The organism is Stenotrophomonas sp. AGC87 (assembly GCF_057333975.1).
In genome coordinates this window covers 354,180-359,820 of record NZ_JBHFHW010000029.1, presented here as the reverse complement: position 1 = coordinate 359,820, position 5,641 = coordinate 354,180, and the positions used below count along the sequence as shown (strand labels likewise).

At 65.0% G+C, this 5,641-nt stretch carries 3 protein-coding genes; 2 read left to right on the top strand and 1 reads right to left on the bottom strand.

What is annotated here, in order from left to right; translation table 11 throughout:
• Positions 1 to 80: 80 nt before the first annotated feature.
• Positions 81 to 2,024, bottom strand: coding sequence for an acetate--CoA ligase (gene acs, locus ACE026_RS11615; RefSeq protein WP_486039114.1), 1,944 nt, complete (start codon positions 2,022 to 2,024; stop codon positions 81 to 83).
• Positions 2,025 to 2,407: 383 nt separating this feature from the next.
• On the opposite strand from acs, the gene ACE026_RS11610 reads away from it, so the two are divergent.
• Positions 2,408 to 3,835, top strand: a complete 1,428-nt coding sequence (locus tag ACE026_RS11610; protein ID WP_486039113.1) for a DcaP family trimeric outer membrane transporter — start codon at positions 2,408 to 2,410, stop codon at positions 3,833 to 3,835.
• A 66-nt stretch (positions 3,836 to 3,901) separates the two neighbouring features.
• The gene (locus tag ACE026_RS11605; RefSeq protein ID WP_313219263.1) at positions 3,902 to 5,557 is read left to right on the top strand and encodes an MFS transporter; all 1,656 of its coding nucleotides are present in this window, start codon (positions 3,902 to 3,904) and stop codon (positions 5,555 to 5,557) included.
• Positions 5,558 to 5,641 lie beyond the last annotated feature (84 nt).

Sequence of the window (5,641 nt, the reverse complement as noted above, 5' to 3'; positions counted from 1 at the left end):
ATCCGCTTGCGGATCGGGGGAGCGACAGCGCGAACGCGATGACGCGGCCCCATTCTGCGCCTTCACGGCGAAGGGTTAGTTCACTTCACTTTGCGTTCTTCCACCAGCGAGGCCACGACCGACGGATCGGCCAGGGTCGAGGTGTCGCCGAGTTGGTCCGGTGCGTTCTCGGCGATCTTGCGCAGGATGCGGCGCATGATCTTGCCCGAGCGCGTCTTGGGCAGGCCCGGCGCCCACTGCAGATGATCAGGCGCGGCGATCGGACCGATCTCCTTGCGCACCCAGGCCACCAGCTCCTTGTGCAGTTCATCGCTCGGCGCCTCGTCGGCGATCAGGGTTACGTAGGCATAGATGCCCTGGCCCTTGATGTCGTGCGGGAAGCCGACCACGGCCGCTTCGGCCACCTTGGGGTGCGAGACCAGCGCGCTTTCCACTTCGGCGGTGCCGATGCGGTGGCCGGAAACGTTGATCACATCGTCCACGCGGCCGGTGATCCAGTAGTAGCCATCCTCGTCACGACGGCAACCATCACCGGTGAAATAGCTGCCCGGGTAGGTGCGGAAATAGGTGTCGATGAAGCGCTGATGGTCGCCGTAGACGGTGCGCATCTGGCCCGGCCACGAATCGCGGATGATCAGGTTGCCTTCGGTGGCCCCCTCCTGGATCTCGCCATCGGCGTTCACCAGCGCCGGCTGCACGCCGAAGAAGGGCAGGGTGGCCGAGCCCGGCTTGAGATCGACCGCGCCGGCCAGCGGCGAGATCAGGATGCCGCCGGTTTCGGTCTGCCACCAGGTATCCACGATCGGGCAGCGGCTGTCGCCGACCACCTCGTAGTACCAGCGCCACGCTTCGGGATTGATCGGCTCGCCGACGCTGCCGAGCAGGCGCAGCGAACTGCGCGAGGTGCGCTTGACCGGTGCATCGCCTTCGCGCATCAACGCGCGGATCGCGGTGGGGGCGGTGTAGAAGATGGTGACCTGGTGCTTGTCGATCACCTCCCAGAAGCGCGAGGTGTTCGGGAAGTTCGGCACGCCTTCGAACATCACCGAGGTGGCGCCATTGGCCAGCGGGCCGTACACGATGTAGCTGTGGCCGGTGACCCAGCCGACATCGGCGGTGCACCAGTAGATGTCGTCTTCGCGCAGGTCGAACACCGCTTCATGGGTGTAGGCCGCGTACAGCAGGTAACCGCCGGTGGTGTGCAGCACGCCCTTGGGCTTGCCGGTGGAGCCGGAGGTGTAGAGGATGAAGAGCGGATCCTCGGCATTCATGCGCTCGGGCTCGCACTGCGCCGGCTGCGGGTCCACCACATCGTGGAACCAGCGGTCGCGCGGGGCCTGCATGTCCACCGCGCCGCCGGTGTGGCGGACCACCAGCACCGTTTCCACGGTGGTGGTGCCGGGCAGCTTCAGCGCGGCATCGACGTTGGCCTTGAGCGGGATCTTCTTGCCACCGCGCAGCCCTTCGTCGGCGGTGATGATCAGCTTGCTGCCGCAGTCGATGACGCGGTCGGCGATCGAGTTCGGGGCGAAGCCGCCGAACACCACCGAGTGGATCGCACCGATACGCGCGCAGGCCAGCATGGCCACGGCGGCGTCGACGATCATCGGCAGGTAGATGGTGACCCGGTCGCCCTTCTTGACGCCGAGGTTGCGCAGCGCGTTGCCGAGGCGGCAGGTGCGCTCATACAGCTCGCGATAGGTGACGCCCTGCGCCGGTGCATCGGGGCTGTCCGGTTCGAACAGCAAGGCGATCTTGTCGCCGCGTTTGTCGAGCTGGCGATCCAGGCAGTTGACGCTGGCGTTGAGCTCGCCGTCTTCGAACCATTTGATGCGGAAATCGTCGAGCTGGTAGCTGACATTCTTGATGCGGGTCGGTTTCTTGAACCAGTCCAGGCGCTCGGCGGCCTTGCCCCAGAAGGCATCCGGATGCTCCACCGATTCGCGGTAGAGCTGCTGGTACGTGTTCTTGTCGATCCGCGATGCCGCGGCGAACGCGGCGTCGACGGGGTAAAGATCAGCCATGGCACCCTCACTTGCACGTTGACTTGGGGTTGTGCGGTCGCAACATAAGTGGCGACCTCTCCCCCTCAGTTTGCCGCATCCACCCGTCTGCGCGGTATCGGGGTGGTTAGACCATGGTCGAACGCCGGCCACCTCGATATGACATGGCCGTCAACCCCGGTAGCTCACGACCGTTGGTCGTGAGGCAAGGCGTACCGACCCACGGTCGGTACCTGCGCGGTGCCTGCGGCACCTGCCGGTCGCCTGCCGGCGCCCGGGTCGTACTCGCCCCTTGGGGCAAGTACGACTAATGGCCAATAGCTTCGGTGCGTCAACGCGCCGCACCCTCGGCTCGACCGTGCCCCATGCGCGGCATCACCTTGCCACCCGGGAGAGAGGGCAACATGAGCCACCGTTTGCTGAGGACGACACGCCGGCCGTTGGCCGCCGCCATGTTCGTCGCATTGATCGCGCCAGGCATGGCGTTCGCCGAAACCGCAAAAGAAAAAGCGCTGGAAGCCCGCGTTGTCGAGCTGGAGCGCCAGGTCCAGCTGCTGCTGAACAACCAGCAGCAACAGCAGGTCCAGATCAGCCAGGCCCAGACCGATGTCACCGCGGTGCGCACCGTGCAGGCGCAGCAACCGGTGGCGGCCACGGTGCCGGCCGGCAAGCAGCCGATCCAGGTCACCACCATCACCCCGGGCGCCGCGCCGGGGACCACGGTCAAGATCGGCGGCTTCATCAAGGCCGATTTCCTCGCCACCCAGACCGGCGACGGTCAGCTGGCCGACGATGCCACCGGCCGCGCGCTGTACCTGCCGGGCCAGACCCCGGTGGCCGGTGCCGGCGGCAGCGGCAAGCGCTCTGACGTGGATTACAACGCCCATGCCAAGTTCTCGCGCTTCAATCTTGGCATCGACAATGTCAGCGAGGCCGGCAACAAGTCCGGTGCGTTCTTCGAGATGGACTTCTTCGGCAACTCGCTGGGCAACCAGACCGCGACCAATACCTACGGTGCGACCCTGCGTCACGCCTACATGTACTGGAACAACTGGATGGCCGGCCAGACCTGGTCGAACTTCATGGACGCGGCCTCGCTGCCGGAAGCCGCCCACTTCGTCGGCCCGACCGATGGCGTGATCTTCGTGCGCCAGGCACAGATCCGCTACACCCAGGGCGGCTTCAGCGTCGCGCTGGAAAACCCGGAAACCACGCTGCTCACCGGCACCCGCAACCCGGTCACCGGCGCGTGGACCAACGTGGCCAGCAACTCCGACCGCGGCGCACTGCCGGATCTGACCCTGCGTTATGGCTGGAAGGGTGACTGGGGCACCTTCGGCGTCGGCGGCGTGGTCCGTCAGCTGAAGGTCGACAACCAGACCACCGGTGCCGATGCGGACAAGATCGCCGGCGGCCTCACCCTGGGCGGCAAGTGGGTGATGGGCCCGACCGATACGCTGCACTACCAGGTCACCGGTGGCGAAGGCATCGCACGTTACATCGGCCTGGGCGTCACCGCCGATACCGCGTATGACATCGCCCGCGACGAACTCAATCCGACCGGCGTGCTGGCCGGCTATGTGGGCTGGCGCCACGCCTTCACCCCGAAGCTGCGCACCAACCTGATCTACGCGCGCAGCGATTACGACAACGACGGCAGCCTCGGCCCGCTGGTCACCAAGAGCGTGCAGAGCATCCGCGGCAACGTGTTCTACACGCCAATGCCCAAGGTCGATGTCGGCGCCGAGCTGATGTACGGCGTGCGCGAGATCGAGGACGGCCGCAAGGGCGATATCAGCCGCCTGCAGTTCACGACGAAATACAGCTTCTAAAAGAAAAAACGATTGCCGGTGTACAGCCGGCACAACACAACGATTGCTTCGGAGGGGAAGCGTCTTATGTCCACCACACCCGCACCAACAAAAGCCCAACTTACCCAGGGACACAAGAAGGTCATCTTCGCGTCCAGCCTGGGTACTGTCTTCGAGTGGTACGACTTCTTCCTGTACGGCTCGCTCGCCGCGATCATCGCCAAGCAGTTCTTCAGCGGCGTCAATGAAACCACGGGCATGATCTTCGCCCTGCTGGCGTTCGCGGCCGGCTTCTTCGTGCGCCCGTTCGGTGCGGCCTTCTTCGGCAGCCTCGGCGACCGCATCGGCCGCAAGTACACCTTCCTGGTCACGATCCTGATCATGGGCATCTCGACCTTCCTGGTCGGCGTGCTGCCCAACTACGCCTCGATCGGTTTCGCCGCCCCGGTGATCCTGATCATCCTGCGTCTGGCCCAGGGCCTGGCGATGGGTGGCGAGTACGGTGGTGCCGCGACCTACGTCGCCGAGCATGCACCGGCCGACAAGCGTGGCCTGTACACCAGCTTCATCCAGTGCACCGCGACGCTCGGCCTGTTCATGTCGCTGCTGATCATCCTGGCCTGCCGTTACTTCCTGGGCAATGAAGCGTTCGAAGCCTGGGGCTGGCGTATTCCGTTCCTGGTCTCGATCGTGCTGCTGGGCATCTCGGTGTGGATCCGCCTGCAGCTGAGCGAATCCCCACTGTTCCAGCAGATGAAGGCCGAAGGCAAGGGCTCCAAGACCCCGTTCCGTGACAGCCTCAAGGACGGCAACCTCAAGCTGATGCTGCTGGTCCTGCTCGGTGCCGCAGCCGGTCAGGCCGTGGTGTGGTACGGCGGTCAGTTCTACGCGCTGTTCTTCCTGAGCAGCATGCTCAAGGTCGACGCCACCACCTCCTACCTGCTGATCGCCGCCGCGCTGGCGCTGGGTGTGCCGTTCTTCATCTTCTTCGGCTGGCTGTCCGACCGTATCGGCCGCAAGAAGATCATCCTGGCCGGCTGTCTGCTGGCCGCGATCACCTACATCCCGATCTTCAAGGGCCTGACCCACTTCGCCAACCCGGCCATCGAAGAAGCCCGCACCAACTCGCCGGCGCTGGTCAATGCCGATCCGAACACCTGCTCGTTCCAGTTCGATCCGGTCGGCCTGCGCAAGTTCACCAGCTCCTGCGACGTGGCCACCGCGGCCCTGACCAAGGCCGGTGTGCCCTATGAAGTGAAGCCGGCCCCGGCCGGTACGCTGGCGACGGTCAATGTCGGGACCACCGCCGTGACCTCCTACGAGGCTGCAGGCCTGACCAAGGAAGAACTCAAGGCCAAGGGCGATGCCTTCGGCGGAGAGCTCAAGGGTGCGTTGGGTGCCGCCGGTTACCCGGCCAAGGCTGACAATGCGCGCATCAACATCCCCGGCACGATCTTCATGCTGTGGCTGCTGGTGCTGTACGTGACCATGGTCTACGGCCCGATCGCCGCCTACCTGGTCGAGCTGTTCCCGACGCGTATCCGCTACACCTCGATGTCGCTGCCGTACCACATCGGCAACGGCTGGTTCGGTGGCTTCCTGCCGGCGATTTCCTTCGCGCTGGTGGCTGGTACCGGCAACCTCTACTACGGCCTGTGGTACCCGATCATCATCGCGTTGATGACGGTCGTGGTCGGCGGCCTGTTCCTGCATGAAACCAAGGATGTGGACATCACCAAGTAACGGTGATCCACACGGCAAGACCAAGGGGCCGCGATGCGAATCGCGGCCCCTTCTCTTTCCGGGGTAGTGGGGGGGGGGGGGGGG